1 protein-coding gene is annotated in these 2568 nt (G+C 43.8%); it reads right to left on the reverse strand.

Annotated elements, in window-relative coordinates; all coding sequences use genetic code 11:
* Positions 1-121: 121 nt before the first annotated feature.
* Positions 122-2568, reverse strand: a 2447-nt coding sequence (locus O3664_RS09030; protein ID WP_371613933.1) for a DUF1542 domain-containing protein, incomplete at its 5' end; no start/stop codon positions are given.

The raw sequence follows: 2568 nt of genomic DNA on the forward strand, positions 1-2568 counted from the left end.
CCCGTCACGTATCTTCTGATTAGAGAAAAAACTCTCCTAGTAGCTATTTTGCTCTAGGAGAGTTTTAAGAATAATATTATCTACTTAGTCTCAAAAAAGGAGTTGCAACTGTTAGAAATCGTTACTGATTTTCTAATTTGTCTTCTTCATCTTCTTTTCGACGACGAGCAATAAGACCAAAACCAAGTATCGCACTAGCTGTTGCTGCAACAATTGCTGTTATGGATTCTGTTGTACCTGTATTTGGCAATTCTCTAGCCACTACACGCTGATTAGTAGCTACTTGCTGATTCTCATTTTCAAGTTGTGAGATAGTAGATGCTACACTATCTTTCACTTTAGCTTTGGCTTCATCAGTTTTCAATACTTGGTCTATTGCTTGTTTTTCCTGTGGTTTTTCTTTAGAAGTTGGATTAGCTGAGTTTACATGAACTCCAGCACTTGCTCCAACTGCCGGTCTAATTTGTGCAATCGGATTGACTGAGTTCACTTCCTCAATACCAGTTGACTTAGCTTGGTCGACTGTTGCATTCGTTGTTGCTTTGTCGATGGCTGCTTTCGCTGCGTCAGCTTTAGCTTTCGCGTCTGCTTTGGCTGCAGTTTTCTCTTCATCTGTTAAGTCTGTACGTCCGTCTATCTCGGCAGTCTTAGCTTTAAGAACTTCGTCGATGGATTTCTTAGCTTCTGACTTTGCTACTGCGTCTGGATTTACATTATTTACTTCTCTTGTTCCAGTCACCTTAGCTTGTTCTACTTCCGCATTTGTTGTTGCGTTGTCGATTGCAGTCTTCGCTGCGTCAGCTTTTGTTTTTGCTTCTGCCTTAGCCCCAATTTTCTCTTCTTCTGTTAAGTCTGTGCGAGAGTCTATCTCGGAAGTCTTAGCTTTAAGCGCTTCGTCGATGGATTGCTTAGCTTCCGTCTTCGCTACTGCCTCTGGGTTTACTGAAGTCACTGCTGTGATTCCAGTTGCCTTAGATTGGTCGACTTCTGCATTCTTTGTTGCTTTATCTATGGCTGATTTTGCTGCGTCAGCCTTATCTTTTACTTCTGCTTTAGCCGCGGTTTTCTCTTCGTCTGTTAAGTCTGTACGAGAGTCGATTTCATCAGTCTTAGATTTAAGCGCTTCGTCGATGGCTTGCTTAGCTTCTGTCTTCGCTACTGCCTCTGGGTTTACTGAAGTCACTGCTGTGATTCCAGTTGACTTAGATTGGTAGACTTCTGCATTCGTTGTTGCTTTATCTATGGCTGATTTTGCTGCGTCAGCTTTGGCTTTTGCATCTGCTTTGGCTGCAGTTTTCTCTTCATCTGTTAAGTCTGTACGAGCATCAATTTCGGCAGTCTTAGCTTTCAAAGCATCGTCGATGGCTTGCTTAGCTTCTGTCTTCGCTACTGCTTCTGGATTTACTGAAGTGACTTCTAAAGTTCCGTTAGTTTTAGCTTGGTCGACTGCTGCATTCGTTGTTGCTTTGTCGATGGCTTCTTTTGCTGCGTCAGCCTTAGCTTTTGCTTCTGACTTAGCAGCAGCTTTCTCTTCATCTGTTAAGTCTGTACGTGCGTCGATTTCGTCGTTCTTAGCCTTCAGAGCTTCGTCAATGGCTTGCTTAGCTTCTGTCTTAGCCACTGCACCTGGATTTACTGAAGTGACTTCTGCAATTCCAGTTGACTTTGCTTGGTCAACTTCTGCATTGGTTGTCGCTTTATCGATAACTTCTTTTGCTGCGTCGGCCTTAGCTTTTGCTTCTGACTTAGCAGCAGTTTTCTCTTCGTCTGTTAAATCTGTACGAGCGTCTATCTCGTCGTTCTTAGCTTTTAGGGCATCATCGATGGCTTGCTTAGCTGCTGTCTTAGCTTCTGGTTGTGGATCTACTGCTTTTACTTCTGTTATTCCAGTCACCTTAGCTTGTTCTACCTCCGCATTTGTTATTGCGTTGTCGATGGTTGCTTTCGCTGCGTCAGCTTTGGCTTTTGCATCTAATTTAGCCACAGTTTTCTCTTCGTCTGTTAAGTCTGTACGTGCGTCTATCTCAGCACTCTTAGCTTTAAGAGCTTCATCGATGGCTTGCTTAGCTTCCGTCTTCGCTACTGCTGCTGGAGTCACTGAAGCTACACTTGCTGCCCCATCGTTTTTAACTTGAGTTACTGCATCGTTTGTTGTTGCGTTGTCGATTGCAGTCTTCGCTGCGTCAGCTTTTGTTTTCGCGTCTCCCTTAGCTGCAGTTTTCTCCTCATCTGTCAAGTCTGTACGAGCGTCTATCTCATCAGTCTTAGCTTTCAAAGCTTCGTCGATGGATTGCTTAGCTGCTGACTTAGTCAACGCCTCTGGATTGACTGAAGTGACTTCTGTTGTTCCAGTCACCTTAGCTTGTTCTACTTCTGCATTTGTTGTTGCGTTGTCGATGGTTGCTTTCACTGCGTCAGCCTTAGCTTTTGCTTCTGACTTAGCAGCAGCTTTCTCTTCATCTGTTAGGTCTGTACGAGCGTCGATTTCATCATTCTTAGCTTTCAGAGCTTCGTCGATGGATTGCTTAGCTGCTGTCTTCACTACTGCTGCTGGAGTAACTGAAGCTA

The sequence above is a fragment of the Streptococcus sp. 27098_8_109 genome, from assembly GCF_041432295.1.
In the GTDB taxonomy this organism is placed as follows: domain Bacteria; phylum Bacillota; class Bacilli; order Lactobacillales; family Streptococcaceae; genus Streptococcus.